This is a genomic window from Nocardia sp. NPDC006630 (assembly GCF_040611495.1).
Taxonomy (GTDB): domain Bacteria; phylum Actinomycetota; class Actinomycetes; order Mycobacteriales; family Mycobacteriaceae; genus Nocardia.
In genome coordinates, this window is record NZ_JBEXOK010000011.1 from 83,757 (window position 1) to 98,546 (window position 14,790).

At 65.5% G+C, this 14,790-nt stretch carries 13 protein-coding genes; 8 read left to right on the forward strand and 5 right to left on the reverse strand.

The window, feature by feature from the left end:
• Positions 1 to 231: 231 nt before the first annotated feature.
• The 4 genes from ABZX86_RS30930 to infC all read right to left on the reverse strand — a co-directional run bounded on the left by ABZX86_RS30930 (position 232) and on the right by infC (position 2,544).
• The gene (locus ABZX86_RS30930; protein ID WP_355128945.1) at positions 232 to 1,035 is read right to left on the reverse strand and encodes an RNA methyltransferase; all 804 of its coding nucleotides are present in this window, start codon (positions 1,033 to 1,035) and stop codon (positions 232 to 234) included.
• 40 nt (positions 1,036 to 1,075) lie between these two features.
• Positions 1,076 to 1,456 (reverse strand): 50S ribosomal protein L20, encoded by a 381-nt coding sequence (gene rplT, locus ABZX86_RS30935; protein ID WP_327140803.1) that lies wholly within the window; start codon positions 1,454 to 1,456, stop codon positions 1,076 to 1,078.
• 92 nt (positions 1,457 to 1,548) lie between these two features.
• Positions 1,549 to 1,743 (reverse strand): 50S ribosomal protein L35, encoded by a 195-nt coding sequence (rpmI, locus tag ABZX86_RS30940; RefSeq protein WP_355128466.1) that lies wholly within the window; start codon positions 1,741 to 1,743, stop codon positions 1,549 to 1,551.
• Positions 1,744 to 1,803: 60 nt separating this feature from the next.
• Positions 1,804 to 2,544, reverse strand: coding sequence for a translation initiation factor IF-3 (gene infC / locus ABZX86_RS30945; protein WP_355128947.1), 741 nt, complete (start codon positions 2,542 to 2,544; stop codon positions 1,804 to 1,806).
• 326 nt (positions 2,545 to 2,870) lie between these two features.
• On the opposite strand from infC, the gene ABZX86_RS30950 reads away from it, so the two are divergent.
• The 8 genes from ABZX86_RS30950 (at position 2,871) to ABZX86_RS30985 (ending at position 11,519) form a co-directional block, all read left to right on the forward strand.
• A complete protein-coding gene (locus tag ABZX86_RS30950; protein WP_297608495.1) occupies positions 2,871 to 3,242 on the forward strand; it encodes a DUF1844 domain-containing protein in 372 nt (123 codons plus the stop codon).
• Between the two features lie 257 nt (positions 3,243 to 3,499).
• On the forward strand, positions 3,500 to 4,342 hold the full coding sequence (locus ABZX86_RS30955) for an LppX_LprAFG lipoprotein (protein ID WP_355128467.1): 843 nt from the start codon (positions 3,500 to 3,502) through the stop codon (positions 4,340 to 4,342).
• Positions 4,343 to 4,618: 276 nt separating this feature from the next.
• Entirely contained in the window at positions 4,619 to 6,079 is a 1,461-nt protein-coding gene (locus ABZX86_RS30960) for a fatty acid desaturase (protein WP_355128468.1), read from the forward strand.
• A gap of 105 nt (positions 6,080 to 6,184) precedes the next feature.
• The gene (locus tag ABZX86_RS30965; RefSeq protein WP_355128949.1) at positions 6,185 to 7,339 is read left to right on the forward strand and encodes a 3-oxoacyl-[acyl-carrier-protein] synthase III C-terminal domain-containing protein; all 1,155 of its coding nucleotides are present in this window, start codon (positions 6,185 to 6,187) and stop codon (positions 7,337 to 7,339) included.
• 38 nt (positions 7,340 to 7,377) lie between these two features.
• Positions 7,378 to 9,456, forward strand: coding sequence for an ATP-binding cassette domain-containing protein (locus ABZX86_RS30970; RefSeq protein ID WP_355128470.1), 2,079 nt, complete (start codon positions 7,378 to 7,380; stop codon positions 9,454 to 9,456).
• Positions 9,457 to 9,571: 115 nt separating this feature from the next.
• Positions 9,572 to 9,751, forward strand: coding sequence for a hypothetical protein (locus tag ABZX86_RS30975; protein WP_355128472.1), 180 nt, complete (start codon positions 9,572 to 9,574; stop codon positions 9,749 to 9,751).
• Positions 9,752 to 9,810: 59 nt separating this feature from the next.
• Positions 9,811 to 10,683 carry a helix-turn-helix transcriptional regulator gene (locus ABZX86_RS30980; RefSeq protein WP_355128474.1) on the forward strand — a complete coding sequence of 291 codons (873 nt, stop codon included), beginning with the start codon at positions 9,811 to 9,813 and terminating at the stop codon, positions 10,681 to 10,683.
• 44 nt (positions 10,684 to 10,727) lie between these two features.
• Positions 10,728 to 11,519 (forward strand): glucose 1-dehydrogenase, encoded by a 792-nt coding sequence (locus ABZX86_RS30985; RefSeq protein WP_355128476.1) that lies wholly within the window; start codon positions 10,728 to 10,730, stop codon positions 11,517 to 11,519.
• A gap of 129 nt (positions 11,520 to 11,648) precedes the next feature.
• Here the strand turns inward: ABZX86_RS30985 and uvrA are convergent, their stop codons facing one another.
• A complete protein-coding gene (uvrA, locus tag ABZX86_RS30990) occupies positions 11,649 to 14,702 on the reverse strand; it encodes an excinuclease ABC subunit UvrA (RefSeq protein ID WP_355128478.1) in 3,054 nt (1,017 codons plus the stop codon).
• Positions 14,703 to 14,790: the final 88 nt, after the last annotated feature.

The window sequence follows — 14,790 nt, forward strand, 5'->3', positions numbered from 1 at the left end:
CGATGCCGACGAAATGAGAACCCACTCATTGTCGTTCGGCCCCCATCGCATCGGAGGCCGAACGGCAAATTAGCCGGTAACTCGAAATCCCTTGAGCAAACCGGGAATTCGGTTTCGCAACGCCCTCGGTCCCACCGCACAGCCCCATTCGAACGGCGCAGCCCGTGTCCCTACAGGACACGCCTTATCGGCGTTGTGGGTGGGGACACGGGCTGCGTCGTCGGGCGTGGGTCAGCGCTGGGCGGCGTACTGGACGCGGGCGCTGGCGTAGAGGCAGATCGATGCTGCCGCTGCGAGATTCAGGCTTTCGGCGCGGCCGTGGATGGGGATGCGCACACGGTGGGTGGCGCGGTCGGCGATGGCACGGTCGAGGCCGTGCGCTTCGTTGCCGAACAACCAGGCGACCGGTCCGCTCAGCAGCTCATCGGCCTCGTCGAGGTCGACCTCGCCCTTGGCGGTGGTCGCCAGAATGGTGATGCCCGCCTGTTCGAGGGAGGACAGCACCTTCTCGGTATCGCGCTCGCGAGCGAGGGGTACGTGGAAGAGACTGCCCGCGGCGGACCGCACGCATTTGCCATTGTGCGGATCGACCGAATCACCGGCCAGCACCACACCATTGGCGCCCACGGCATCCGCGACACGGATGAGGGTGCCGGCATTACCGGGATCGGCGATCTCCACCGGCACGGCCAGCAGGGTCGGCGCGGCGCTCAGCACCTCGTGCAGCGGCACGTCCACGGAACGGCAGACTGCGAACAGCCCCGCCGGAGTCACGGTCTCCCCCAGCATTTCCGCGGCCCGGTCGCTCACCAGTGTGGTGCGCACGCCCGAGGCGGCGGCGCCGGCCACCAGCTGATGTTCGCGGCCGGCGATCTTGGCGGAGTAGAACAGCTCCTCGATACGCCCGGTCTCGAAGGCCGACTCCACCGAGTTCGCGCCCTCGGCCAGGAACAGCCCGCTCTTGCGGCGTACCGGAGCCCGATGCAGTTTGACAGCCGAAACGACCCGGGAATTGCGCTCGGAGAGCGCTTCCACGGGTCGTTCCGAATTCTGCTGTGTTGTCACGCAATCCGGCTTAAGCGGCCGGAGCGTTGACGTCTTCCGGCAGCGCAGCCTTCGCCAGGGCGACGAGGCCGGCGAACGCCTCGGCGTCGGAGACGGCCAGCTCGGCCAGGATCTTGCGGTCAACCTCGATCTCCGCGAGCTTGAGGCCCTGGATGAAGCGGTTGTAGGTGATGTCGTTCAGACGCGCGGCGGCGTTGATACGAGCAATCCACAGCTTGCGGAAGTCACCCTTGCGCGCCTTACGGTCGCGGTACGCGTAAGTGAGCGAGTGGAGCTGCTGCTCCTTGGCCTTGCGGTACAGCCGCGAGCGCTGCCCGCGGTAGCCCTTGGAGGCCTCGAGTACGGAACGGCGCTTCTTATGAGCGTTGACGGCCCTTTTGACGCGTGCCACTTGTCAGTCCTTGATCGATCGGCGGGCGCTGCGGTTGCGCCCGGGAGGGGGTCGGTTGCTGGCGTTCGAGAACGCGAGGTGCTGACGCAGCCTTAGAGGCCGAGCAGCTTCTTGACGCGAGGAACGTCCACCTTGGCGACGACCTCCGTGCCTTCCAGACGGCGAGTCCGGCGCGAGGACTTGTGCTCGAGCAGGTGGCGACGGTTGGCCTGCTCACGCATGAGCTTGCCCGTGCCGGTCACCTTGAATCGCTTCGAGGCACCGCTGTGCTTCTTCATCTTCGGCATGGATTCCTCAATCTGTCTCGTGCCGGCGGCGCGCCAGGGCGCGCCGCCGGATGATCGTTATTACTGCTGCGGGCTGGCCGCCTGCGCCTCAGCCGCCGGCGCGGCAGCCGGAGCTGCCGGTTCGGCTGCCGGGGCAGCAATTTCTGCAGCCGGGGCTTGAGCCGGAGCCGCTGCCGCGGGCGCACTGCTGCGCTGCGGCGTCGAGCTCGCTTCGTTCTGTGCCTTCACCCGCGTCTTCGCACCCTTGTGAGGCGCGAGGACCATGGTCATGTTCCGGCCGTCCTGCTTGGCCGAAGTTTCTACGAACCCGAGGTCCGCGACGTCGGAGGCCAATCGCTGCAACAACCGGAACCCGAGCTCCGGACGCGACTGCTCACGACCACGGAACATGATCGTGACCTTGACCTTCGACCCGGCGTCCAGGAAGCGAACAACGTTGCGCTTCTTGGTCTCGTAGTCGTGATCATCGATCTTCGGGCGGAGCTTCTGCTCCTTGATCACGGTCTGGACCTGGTTCTTCCGGGACTCGCGCGCTTTCTGCGCGGTCTCGTACTTGAACTTGCCGTAGTCCATGATCTTGCATACCGGCGGACGCGCGTCCGGTGCGACCTCGACCAGGTCGAGGTCGGCCTCGAGGGCGACGCGTAATGCATCTTCAACACGCACGATCCCGACCTGCTCACCACCCGGTCCGATGAGGCGGACCTCGGGTACGCGGATGCGATCGTTGATGCGAGTCTCAGTGCTGATGGGGCCTCCTAGGTCAAGCGGTTCGTCAACGACCGCAAGCAATAACTGCAACCCCAATTTCAACACGAAAGCCCCGCGTTGGTATTTCTCCAACACGGGGCCCGAGTCGACCGATCAACGACGCAAACAATTGCATCGCACCTGTAGCAGGGGTAAACCCACACAGATACCCACCCGGTAAAAGGTGGGCGACCGGACCGCCGAGCCTGGTACGAGACCGGCAGACGGTGGGAGTCGGGCTCCACTTGATGCCCCAAGCCGGTTACAGGAACCTGTCTGGGGCGGTCGTCGCGGAAAAGTCTAACATCAGTGCGCCGCAGCTCCGAATCGGCTGCCCCCTCGACCAGGGACAACCTGGTCGGTGCGATGCTCTACCCATGAGTGAGGCGACTTTGAACGAGCAGGAATCGGCTCTCATCGACGGTGAAGTCGTGCGCGAACTGGCCGAGATCCCGGCGGTCGAGGTTATCAGCCGGGCCGCCGTCATGCTGATGAGTTCGGCCGCCGAGAAGCTCGGCCTGGGCGAGCCGGATCCGTCCGCCAGCCCGCACCTGGACCTGGACGAGGCCCGGCGGGTCATCACCGCGCTGGCCGGTCTGGTCACCGCGTCCGTCGAGTACCTCGGCCCGCACGCCGGTCCCATCCGCGACGGATTGCAGTCGCTGCAGCGCGCGTTCCGCGAGGCGTCCTCGCATCCGGACGCTCCCGGCACCGGTCCGGGTGAGAAGTACACCGGCCCCGTCTACTGAGCTTGACATGAATCCGGCTTCGGCCCGGCCCGACCAATTGCGGTCGGGCCGGGCCGAATTCGTTAGGTAGTGAAAGCATCTTGGATGGAAGGCTTTTCGCGAATACTCGGACGGAAAGCCTTGGCGTCGCAGACGCGGTGCTGATTGGATGCTGGGGTGGCGTCGGATCGAGCGGGGTGCTCGGGAAGTGCTGCATACTACGACGCGGGGAGCGGCAGCTGCCCGCATACAGAGAACGAAACCTTCGGGGGTTGTACATGATTGAATCCATTTTCGAGCCGAGTTCGGCGCGCGCGAATACGCGCCGCCGCCGCCGTGCACTCGTCCCGGCCGTGGTCGCCGCGGCGGCCCTCATGGGCGCACTGGTGACCGGTTGCTCCTCGTCCGACTCAGGTTCCTCCTCGACCACGTCCGCGGGCGCGCCGGCCACCGGCCCGCTGCCGGACGGCGCGCAGCTCATCGCCGAATCCTCGCGCACCACCCAGACGCTGCAGTCGGTCCATCTGGACCTGCAGGTCACCAATATTCCGAACCTGCCGGTCGACTACGTCAAGGCCGACATCACCAATCAGCCGCAGGGGTCCGGCCAGGCGCTCGGCGAGGCCAAGGTCCGCGTCAAGGAGAACGACCCGACCTGGACCGAGACCAAGTTCCTGGTCGTCGACAAGACCCTGTACGCCGGTGACGGCACCAAGTACGCACCCGTCGGACCGGCCGAGAAGATCTACGATCCGGGCGTCATCCTGGACAAGGACAAGGGCATCGCCCATGTCATCGCCGAGGTGCAGAACCCGAAGGCCGAGGCCCGCGAGACCATCGACGGCGTGAACACCGTCAAGGTCACCGGCACCATCGACACCGCGGTCATCGACCCGGTCGTCCCGCGTATCGGCCAGACCGCGGGCGTGCTGCCCATCACCCTGTGGATCGCGGACGTCGCGCCGCCGACCACCTCCGCGTCGGCGCTGCCGTCGTCGGCCGCTTCGCCGGGCACCGGTCCGAATCTGGTGCGCGCGGTGGTCACCAAGGACGCGGGCAATGTGAATCTGACGCTGTCGGGCTGGGGTAAGCCCGTCACCGTCGCCAAGCCGGCGGGCTAAACAGCAGGCACCTGCCTGGCATCCGAAATACGGAACGGTCCGGGAACGCGGAACGGCGGCACAGCCGTCTTCCGCAGTCCCGGACCGCCTTTCGTGATGTGCCAGTGCGCGTGACCGTCCAGTTCGGTCGAGGCTTAAGAAATTGATTGGTGAAATGCAAGGCCCCGCACGCACGATAACGAGGCATCGCTCGAACGCTGTGGGTGCGTATGGCTTCGGGGTAGCTATGAAACCTGATCAGCGGAGCGCAGGGCTGATCAGACACGGAGGAATGAGATGACAACCGACCACACGGATACCGAGGAGCGGGATCTCCGTCCACCCCCGCCGTCGGGTCCACCTCCGGTTTCCAACGTCTGGGTCTACAACGGCAAAGCCTACGACCTCAGCGACTGGATTTCCAAGCATCCGGGCGGCGAGTTCTTCATCGGGCGAACGAAAAACCGTGACATCACCTCGATTATCGGTTCGTACCACAGGAACCCGGAGGGGATCGGCAAGCTGATCGAGCGGTACGCGCTCGACCGGGTCGCGGTGCCGGAGGACATTCACCCGAAGGCCAATGCGCCGGACTTCCTGTTCAAAGAGGGTTTCGACAGCTGGCGCGATACCCCGCAGTACCGCTTCGACAACAAGGACGATCTGCTCCACCAGGTGAAGAAGCGGCTCAAGGAGCCGGAGCTCGCCGCCCGCATCAAGCGGATGGACAAAACGTTCAATATCGTTGTGGCACTGCTGGCCATCGCCTACTTCGCGGTGCAGGGCGTGCGCCTGTTCGAGCGCAGCTGGATGCCGTTGCCGGTCTTCGTGATCGCCATGGTGCTGCTGCGCAGTTCACTGGCAGGCTTCGGTCACTACGCGATCCACCGTGCCCAGAAGGGCATGAACAAGATCTACACGAATTGCTTCGACTTCAATTATGTCGCACTGGCTTTCGTCACCGCGGACGGTCACGCGCTACTGCACCACCCGCACACCCAGAGTGAAGTCGACATCAAGAAGAACGTCTTCACCATGATGACGCGGATCCCCCGGCTCTACCGGGTGCCGATCCACACCATCCACAAGTTCGGGCACACGCTCACCGGCATGACCATCCGCCTGCTCGACGTCTGCCGCCTCACCCGCAAGGTGGGCATCAAGGATATGTACGGGACCTGGGGCGGCGCGCTGCCGCACTTCATCGGGTCGTTCGGCGTGCGGTTCCTGCTGCTCGGCGAGTTCATCGCCTTCACCGTGATGGGCGACTTCTGGGCCTGGGCACTGCAATTCGTGATCTCGCTGTGGATCAGCACCTTCCTGGTGGTGGCCAGCCACGACTTCGAGGTCGAGACCGAGGAACTGGAGAGCAATACCGAGGACTGGGGTATCAATCAGCTGGAACAGGCCTACGACCTGAAAGTGATCGGCAACCGCTACGTGGACTGCTTCCTGTCCGCCGGGCTCAGCTCGCACCGGGTGCACCACGTACTGCCGTACCAGCGCAGTGGCTTCGCCAATATCGCCACCGAGGATGTATTGCGCGAGGAGGCAGCCAAATTCGATGTCGAATGGCTGCCCGCGAAGAGCTTCTTCACCGACCGCTTCCCGAAGCAGATCCGGACGTACCTGCTGGCACGTTCGGACGATGCGAAGGAACAGAACTGGGGCTTCTTCCGCGAGCATTTCGCGCCGTCGGCCTTGAAGACCTGCGCCGTCTACACGGTTCAGGGCTTCACCGGAATCGGCACGGTGTGAACCGATTCCGCTGATCGACGCGCACATTTTTATCGAAAGAAGGGGAGTAATTTCGTGACTATCACCATTGGCGAGGGGGGCGCTGCGCCCACGGCGACGGCTCGGGTGACGGGCGGTGAGCGCGGCTACGGACTGGTTCAGCCCGTACTGCCGCCGGCGCCGCCGACCACGGTCGGCGTAATCGAAAGCATCGCAACGGGTTCGCCGCTCGAGATCCACGATCAGGCCGAAGCCGCGGCGCGGGTTGCCGAGCGGTTCTCCGATCCTGTTCAGCAGGCCCGGATTCCGCGGATCTACCAGAAGACCCGCATCCAGACCCGCAGGCTCGCAATCGATCCGCTCGATCCCGACTTCCTGCCGTTCAGTTCGCGGCCGGCCACCATCCGGGAGCGGATGCACCTGTTCTACGAGCATGCGGTACCGCTGGCCGTGGACGTGGCGCGGCGGGCGATCGCCGGACTGGAGGATCCGGCCACCCAGATCGGGCTGCTGGTCTTCGTGACCAGCACCGGCTTCATCGCGCCCGGGGTGGATGTGGCCGTGGTCAAGCAGCTCGGACTGGCCAAATCGGTCGGCCGGGTCGTGGTGAACTTCATGGGCTGCGCGGCCGCTATGAACGGTATGCGCACCGCCGTGGATTACGTTCGGGCACACCCGGATAAGAAGGCGATGGTCATCTGCCTCGAGCTCAGCTCGGTCAATGCCGTCTTCGACGACAATATCAACGACGTCATCATCCACAGCCTGTTCGGCGACGGCTGCGGTGCGGTCGTCATCGGCGCGGGCCAGGTGCAGCAGCCGCTGGCGCCGGGCAAGATCGTCATCCGGGACAGCTTCAGCTACCTGTTCGACGATGCGGAGGACGGCATCGTGCTCGGCGTCAACGATAACGGCATCACCTGCGAGCTATCGGAGGAGCTGCCGCAGTACATCCTGCGGGGCGTCGACCCCGTGGTCTCGGAAGTGCTGCACCGCAATGGATTGCGGAAATCCGATATCGACCTGTGGGCCATCCACCCGGGTGGGCCCAAGATCATCGAGCAGTCCGCGCAGTCCCTCGGCATTCCGGTCGAGCAGGCCGCGGTGAGCTGGGATGTGCTGGCGCGCTACGGCAATATGCTCAGCGTCTCGCTGATCTTCGTACTGGAGGAGATGATCCGGCAGGCCGGCAGCGGCAAGCCCCTCTCGACCGGTGTGGCGTTCTCCTTCGCGCCCGGGGTGACCCTCGAGGGCATCGTCTTCGACATCGTCCGCCAGTAGTCCACGCGCACAGCACTATTCAAAGAAATCAGCAGCCAATGCAACTCATCAGATTCCTCATCTCGATCTCCTGGATGCGGATCGCGGCCGTTATCGCGGCCGGTCTCGTCTGCGGTGTCGCCAATACCTACCTGGTGACCCTCATTCGCGGCGTCGTCTCGCCCGGACCGCATCCGGACGCCACGCTGGGGCATTTCGCCCTGACGGCAGTGGTCATTCTGGTCAGTGGTGTCATCTCGCAGGTGCTGTTGATCCGGCTCGCACAGGAGGCCATCTTCCGGCTGCGGGCGGACCTGAGTTCCGGAATCGTCTCGGCGCCACTGGAACACCTGGAACGGCTCGGCATGCACCGCCTGATGGCAACGCTGACCGAGGATGTGCGATCGCTGTCGCAGGCGGTGACCGCCATCCCGAGCATCTGCATCGATGTGACCACCATCCTCGGTTGCCTGGTGTATCTGTCGATTCTGTCCGGGCCGCTCTTTGTGATCACCGTGGCGGGCACCCTGCTCGGAATCGCCTGTGTCGAAACGATTCTCAAGCGGGTGCGCGGTCTCTACCGCCAGGCGCGGGAGAACGACGACGCGCTGCTGCGCGCCTTCACCGCCGTGACGCTCGGCATCAAGGAGCTCAAGCTGCACCGCGGCCGGCGCCAGGACTTCATGGACCGGCACCTGCTCGGCTCGGCCGAGAAACTGCGCGCGCAGAATGTCGAAGCCGGATCCAAATTCGCTGTGGCACAGGGCTTCGGGCAGGTGCTGCAACTCGCCACCATGGCACTCATCCTGTTCGTGATCGCCAAGGCGCTCAAACTGCCCGGCGATGTCATGTTCGGCTACGTCCTGGTGACGACGTTCCTGGCCATGCCCATGCAGAACTTCATGAACCGGATTCCGGACCTGCTGCGCGGTGATGTGGCGCTGGCGAAGATCCGCGGCATGAATCTGTCCATGGAGGCCGTTCACGACGAGAGCGAACTGCCCTTCACCGAGCGGCCCGCGGCGACCGAGGCCCGGCTGCAGCTGACGAATGTCGGCTACACCTACCGCTTCGAAGCGCCGTCACCGTTCCCGGAGGGGCCCGGAAGTCCCACTCCGGGCAGCGGACCGCATCCGGGGGCAGGGCCCGGACGGCCGGGAAAGCCTGGCGCACAGCCGAACCGGCCCGGCGCACACCCGGAGAGTGCTCACCCGGCAGGTCCGAACGGACATCCCGACGCGCCGGGTTCACATCCTGGGCAGCCGGGCGCCCGAGCGGGGCGGCCGGGACCGCACCCCGAGGGTCCCCCACCCGCGGGTCCGGGAGGCCATCCCGGAGGCCCCGGATCTCACCCCGGGGGTGTCGGGGCGCATCGGCCCGGCATGCCACCGCCCCCGCGGCGCGGCGGGCATCCCACCGGACCGGATGTGAACGGCCATCGCTGGGTCGATCACGGCGGGCACGACGGGAAGCCGGTGCCGATGAGCGCACTGCCGGGGGACGCCGGTGAGGGTGCGGCCGGATTCGCGCTGGGCCCCATCGATCTCACCTTCGAGCCCGGGCAGATCACCTTCATCGTGGGCGGCAACGGCAGCGGAAAATCGACGCTGGCTAAGCTGATCACCGGACTGTATGTGCCGCGCACCGGCTCGCTGTCGCTCAATGGCGAGCAGATCGATCACGAGAATGTCGAATGGTTCCGGCAGAACTCGTCGGCCATCTTCACCGATTTCCACCTCTTCGAGGACTATCTGGGCTTCGACCGTCCCGGCATCGACGCCGAGGTGCAGCACTACCTCGAAGAGTTGCAGATCGCACACAAGGTGACCGTGCGGGACGGGCGCCTGTCCACCATCGACCTGTCCCAAGGTCAGCGAAAGCGCCTGGCGCTCTTGACCGCCCTGCTCGAGGACCGCTCGATCTACCTCTTCGACGAATGGGCCGCGGACCAGGAACCCAAGTTCCGCGACGTCTTCTACACCGAGATCCTCGCCGACCTCAAGGCCCGCCGGAAAACGGTCATCGTCATCACCCACGACGACCGCTACTTCCACCTCGCCGACCAACTCGTCAAGCTCGACTTCGGCAAACTCACCGAAGCGAGCGCGACCGCGGGGATAGCAGCGCACTCGGAGTAAGCACGATCCATCACACGCGCCGGGCGTCATTGACGCCCGGCGCTGTCGTACCTGCGTGAATCCGCACTCACCCGCCTGGTATCACCGCCGGCGCTACCTGAGGCCGGCGCGAGAAGTGCCGGAAAAGCGGCGTCTGCTGTCCGTCGACACTCCCGGAACCGGCACTGCCGCAGCGGTATACGACCTCGGCGCGATGTCCGCCGACAGCTTCACCAAGCGCGCGGGGGTGCTGACCGGCGAAGCACCGGCCGCACTGCGGTCGGCACTGAAATCGTATTTCGACCGGCACGACTGACCACCTCCGACGAACGTCGAACACGGAGTAACCGGGTACCCGCCGTTGTTGGCCGACATATGGTCAGCGAGACATCGGCGACGAAACAGCTCCGACGAGAACAGCTCCGGGATTTTCTGCGCACGCGCCGGGCGTCACTGACGCCGGGCGCGGTCGGGGTGGCGTCAGTCGGTACACGACGCACCCCCGGATTGCGCCGGGAGGAGGTCGCGCTGCTCGCCGGCGTCGGCGTGTCCTGGTACACCTGGCTCGAACAGGGGCGGGATATCAATGTGTCCGCCGAGGTATTGGAGGCCATCGGCCGGGCGCTGCAGCTGACCGAACCGGAGCGGGCGCACCTGTTCGTGCTGGCCGGCCTCAATCCGCCACCGGCACACTCGGTTCGGGCCACAGAGGTCAGCCCGGAACTGCGCAGACTGATCGACGCGTGGGCACCCCGACCGGCGCTGCTGCGGGACCGCTACTGGAATATCCTCGCCATCAATCGCGCGACGCGGGCGGCGTTCGGGTATGACGACGACGATCACAATTGCCTGGTCTCCTTCTTCACCAACGCCCGGTATCGCGGCTGCCATGTGCGGTGGGCACAGGTCGCGCCCACCGTGGTGGCCGCCTTCCGCGCCGAGGCGGCCCACCTGCCCGGTGATCCCGAATTCGAGCGAGTGGTCGCCGAACTCAGCGCGGTGAGTGCGGAATTCGCGGAGCTGTGGGCCAGGCACGACGTCGCCTCCCCCACCCAGGCGGTGAAGGCCGTGACCCATCCCGAGGTCGGTGCGATGTATTTCGATACCACCACGCTGGCGGTCATCGACCACCCGTGCTGGTACTTGGAGCTGTACAACCCGCAACCCGGGACCGGGACGCAGGCGCGACTCGACAAACTGCTGCGGGCGGCATCCGCGCCCAGCCTGGTGGTGACAGACCTGGGTTGACTGCGCACTGTTTGCCGCCGCGCACACTCGGAACGCTGAATGCCATGACAAACAGCAGTTCTCGATTCCAGGACAAGATCGCACTCATCACCGGCGGCACCAGCGGTATGGGGCTGGCCACCGCGCACCGACTGCTTTCCGAGGGCGCGAGCGTGATCATTACCGGGCGCGACAGAACCCGGCTCGACACCGCCGCCACGGAGCTCGGCCACAGCCTCGGGAAAGCCGCTGCGGCGGAACGCGTCCTAGGAGTGCGCGGCGATGTGGCCGACCCCGCTGATCTGGCGGTACTGATCGATACGATCCGGACCCGCTATGGGCGGCTGGACGTGGTCTTCGCCAATGCCGGCGTCGCCTCGTTCCAACCGGTCGGCGAGGTCACCGCGCACGAGTTCGACCGGGTGGTGAGCATAAATTTCAAGGGCGTGTATTTCACCATCCAGCAGTCGCTTCCGCTGCTGGCCGACGGTTCGGCGATCGTGATCAATGCCTCCGTGAATGTGCACCGCGGCATACCCGGCGCCACCGTGTACGCGGCCACCAAGGCGGCCGTGCACAATCTGGCGCACACCCTCGCGGCTGATCTGGCACCGAGGCGCATCCGGGTCAACTCGGTGAGCCCGGGCTTCATCAAGACGCCCATGTTCCATGAGAACGTCTCACCCGCAGCGCATTCCACAGTTCTGACCGCCGTCGCCGCCGCCCGCCTCGGTACCTCCGAGGATGTCGCTGCCGCAGTAGCTTTCCTCGCCTCCGACGAGGCGTCCTACATCAATGGCGAGGACCTTCTCATCGACGGCGGCCTGATCGCCGCCATACCCACCGCCATGCTGTAGAGGCAGGCGGCGTAAACGCAAAGCCCCGCCAGTTCTGGCGGGGCTTTGCGTTCGGGCAAGAATCTCCCGCCACTCACGATGGGGTGGGTGGGCGCCCCGGGGCTGGGAGTGTGCCCCGGGGCGCGTGACTCAGCGGAGGGCGGCTGCCTTGCGGCGGGCGGCGGCTGCCTTTTTGGCGGCTGCGTCGGCTGGGGGCTTCTTTTGGGCGGCAGTCTTTTTCGCGGGGGTACCCGTGCTCTGGGCGGCCGACTTGTCGGCGGTGGCCTTGGCAGCTGCCTTCTTTGCCGGGGCCTTCTTGGCTGCGGTTGCCTTGGCCGGGGCGGCGGGCTGGGCGTCCAGGACTGTTTGGAGGAACTGGCCGGTGTAGCTCTCCGGTACGGCCGCAATGTCTTCCGGGGTGCCTTCGGCGATGACGGTGCCACCGCCGGAGCCGCCTTCGGGGCCCATATCGATCACCCAGTCGGAGGTCTTGATGACATCCAGGTTGTGCTCGATGACGATGACGGAGTTGCCCTTGTCGACGAGGCCGTTGATGACCTTGAGGAGTTTGCGGATGTCCTCGAAGTGCAGGCCGGTGGTGGGCTCGTCGAGGATGTAGATGGTGCGGCCGGTGGAGCGCTTCTGCAGTTCCGCAGCCAGTTTCACGCGCTGGGCCTCACCGCCCGACAGGGTCGGGGCGGGCTGGCCCAGGCGGACGTAACCGAGGCCGACATCGACCAGGGTGGCCAGATAGCGGTGGATCGAGGAGATCGGCTCGAAGAATTCCGACGCCTCCTCGATGGGCATATCGAGGACCTCGGCAATGGTCTTGCCCTTGTAGTGGACCTCGAGGGTCTCCCGGTTGTAGCGCGCGCCGTGGCAGACCTCGCACGGGACGTACACATCCGGCAGGAAGTTCATCTCGATCTTCAAAGTGCCGTCGCCCGAGCAGGCTTCGCAGCGGCCGCCCTTCACATTGAAGGAGAACCGGCCCGGCTGATAACCGCGCACCTTGGCCTCGGTGGTCGCGGCGAACAGCGTCCGGATCTTGTCGAAGACGCCGGTGTAGGTCGCGGCATTGGAGCGCGGGGTGCGGCCGATGGGCGACTGGTCCACCTGCACCAGCTTGTCCAGATGGTCGAGACCGTTGATGCGGGTGTGCCGGCCCGGCACCTGCCGCGCACCGTTCAGCTTATTGGCGAGAACGGTCGCGAGAATATCGTTGACCAGCGTCGACTTACCCGAGCCGGACACGCCGGTGACCGCGGTGAGCACGCCGAGCGGGAAGTTCACCTCGACATTGCGCAGATTGTGCTCGGTGGCGCCGACCACGGTGAGCTGCTTCTTCTTGTCCACCGGCCGCCGCAGCAGCGGCATCTCGATAGTCATCCGCCCGGAAAGGTATGCGCCGGTCAGCGATTCCTTGTTCGTCAGCAGCCCCGGATACGGCCCGGAGTACACCACGCGGCCGCCGTGCTCGCCGGCCAGCGGGCCGATATCGACCACCCAGTCCGAGGCGTGAATGGTGTCCTCATCGTGCTCGACCACGATCAGGGTATTGCCGAGATTCTTGAGCCGCGTGAGGGTTTCGATCAGGCGGCGATTATCGCGCTGGTGCAGGCCGATGGACGGTTCGTCCAGCACGTACAGCACGCCGACCAGTCCGGAACCGATCTGCGTCGCGAGCCGGATGCGCTGTGCCTCACCACCGGAGAGCGTGGCCGCCGCACGTGAGAGCGACAGGTACTCCAGACCCACATCGAGCAGGAAGCCCAGGCGCGCCTGCACCTCCTTGACCACCTGCGCGGCAATCGCGGCCTGCCGGTCGTCCAGGGTCAGCGAGTTCAGGAAGTCGGCCGCGCCGCCGATGGACAATTCGGAGATGTCCGCAATGGACAGGTCCTGCTCCCCCGCCCGCAGCGTGACCGCGAGAATCTCCGGCCGCAGCCGTGCACCGTTGCACACCGGGCACGGAATATCGCGCATGTACCCGTCGTAGTGGTCCTTCATCGCCTCCGATTCGGTGCTCTCCATGCGCCGCTGCAGGAACGGCATCACACCCTCGAAATCGGCGTAGTACGAACGCTTCCGGCCGTACCGGTTGGTATAGGAGACGTGCACCTGCTCGGAACTGCCCTCCAGCACGGCCTTTCGTGCCTTGAGCGGCAAGTCCTGCCAGGGCGTCTTCATGGAGAAGCCGAGCGCCTCGGCCAGACCCGACAGCAGCCGGGTGAAGTATTCGGCGGTCTGCCCGCGCGACCACGGCGCGATGGCGCCGTCGCCCAGGCTCAATTCCGCATCGGGCACAACAAGATCCGGATCGACCTCCTTGCGGATACCGAGGCCGGTGCAGTCCGGGCACGCGCCGTAGGGCGAGTTGAAGGAGAACGAGCGCGGTTCCAGATCCTCGATATCGAGGGGGTGCCCGTTCGGGCAGGCCAGCTTCTCGGAGAAGCGGCGCTCCCGATCGTGCGCGTGCTCATCACGATCCACGAAATCGAGCACCACGATGCCGTCGGCCAGCCGCAGCGCCGTCTCGATCGAATCGGTCAGGCGCTGTTTGGAACTGGACTTCACGGCGAGACGGTCGACGACCACCTCGACATCGTGCTTCTCCTGCTTCTTCAGCTTCGGCGGCTCGGTGAGCGGATACACCACGCCGTCCACCCGGACGCGGGAGTAGCCCTGCCCGTGCAGCGATTCGAAGAGATCGACGAATTCGCCCTTGCGAGTGCGCACCACGGGGGCGAGCACCTGGAATTTGATGCCGTCCTCCATGGCCAGCACCTGGTCCACGATCTGCTGCGGCGACTGCTTCTCGATGAGATGGCCACAGGTCGGGCAGTGCGGCGTGCCCGCGCGCGCGAACAGCAGGCGCAGGTAGTCGTAGACCTCGGTGATCGTGCCGACCGTGGACCGCGGATTGCGGTTGGTCGACTTCTGGTCGATCGACACCGCGGGCGAGAGTCCCTCGATGAAGTCCACATCCGGCTTGTCCATCTGCCCGAGGAACTGCCGGGCGTACGCCGACAGCGACTCGACGTACCGGCGCTGTCCCTCGGCGAAAATGGTGTCGAACGCCAGCGAGGACTTACCGGACCCGGACAACCCGGTGAACACGATGAGGCTGTCGCGAGGTAGGTCGATATCGACCCCTTTGAGGTTGTGCTCTCGCGCTCCGCGCACCGTCAGGCGATCCGCCACCGGCCATCCTTCCAACGTTTCGGCATCAAGAAGTCAATCCCCCGACGCCATGCTAGGCGTGCCCACCGACAATTCCGCCTCCCCGGAA

Bases quoted from the DNA above. Each gene is read 5' to 3' on its own strand.
- ABZX86_RS30960 (WP_355128468.1), top strand. From the start codon at position 4,619: ATGACAACCGACCACACGGATACCGAGGAGCGGGATCTCCGTCCACCC.
- ABZX86_RS30970 (WP_355128470.1), top strand. From the start codon at position 7,378: ATGCAACTCATCAGATTCCTCATCTCGATCTCCTGGATGCGGATCGCG.
- ABZX86_RS30980 (WP_355128474.1), top strand. From the start codon at position 9,811: ATGGTCAGCGAGACATCGGCGACGAAACAGCTCCGACGAGAACAGCTC.
- ABZX86_RS30985 (WP_355128476.1), top strand. From the start codon at position 10,728: ATGACAAACAGCAGTTCTCGATTCCAGGACAAGATCGCACTCATCACC.
- rpmI (WP_355128466.1), bottom strand. From the start codon at position 1,743: ATGCCGAAGATGAAGAAGCACAGCGGTGCCTCGAAGCGATTCAAGGTG.
- ABZX86_RS30950 (WP_297608495.1), top strand. From the start codon at position 2,871: ATGAGTGAGGCGACTTTGAACGAGCAGGAATCGGCTCTCATCGACGGT.
- ABZX86_RS30955 (WP_355128467.1), top strand. From the start codon at position 3,500: ATGATTGAATCCATTTTCGAGCCGAGTTCGGCGCGCGCGAATACGCGC.